The organism is Cellulomonas biazotea, from assembly GCF_004306155.1.
Lineage (GTDB): Bacteria > Actinomycetota > Actinomycetes > Actinomycetales > Cellulomonadaceae > Cellulomonas > Cellulomonas biazotea.
In genome coordinates this window covers 1-574 of the sequence record NZ_BIMR01000529.1, presented here as the reverse complement: position 1 = coordinate 574, position 574 = coordinate 1, and the positions used below count along the sequence as shown (strand labels likewise).

Sequence of the window (574 nt, the reverse complement as noted above, 5' to 3'; positions counted from 1 at the left end):
GGCGGGTCCGCTCGACGGCGACCGCGGGCGCGGTCGCGCCGGTGGCCGTCCCGTCGTGGGCGCGGCTCGTCCCGCCGGCGTCGCACGTCACGGACGCGGCCGTCGCCGCCACGGCGGTGCCGTCGGCCGGGCGTTCGGTCGACACGACGGTCGAGGCCGCGACGGGGCCGCGGGTGCTCGTGCTCGCCGAGCGGGCCGACGCGCGCTGGCGGGCCACGCTCGACGGCCGACCGCTGCGCTCGGTCGACGTGGGCTGGCGTCAGGCGTTCGAGGTCCCCGCCGACGGCGGTCACCTCGTGGTGCACGTCGACCCGCCCGGCCGGACCGCCTGGCTCGTACTGCAGGGCGCCGTCCTGCTCGTGTGCGTGCTTCTCGCGGTCCCGGTCCGCCGCCGCCGGGTGGTGCGCGCGTGACGCGCGCGACGGACGACGGGCGCCCCCGGCGCCGGACGGAGGAACGGTGACGGACGGACCCACCTGGCGCGGGCGGGTGCTGCGCGGCGCGACGGCGCTCGGCGTCGTCGCGGCGGTCGCGGCGGTCGTCGTCGCGGGCGGCCGAGCCCCCGAGCCCGCGC

Annotated in this window: 1 pseudogene; it reads left to right on the top strand. The window is 81.2% G+C overall.

Annotated features, from left to right (window positions below):
• A pseudogene (locus CBZ_RS20620) lies at nucleotides 1–413 on the top strand (glycosyltransferase family 2 protein); the annotation flags it as partial.
• Nucleotides 414–574: the final 161 nt, after the last annotated feature.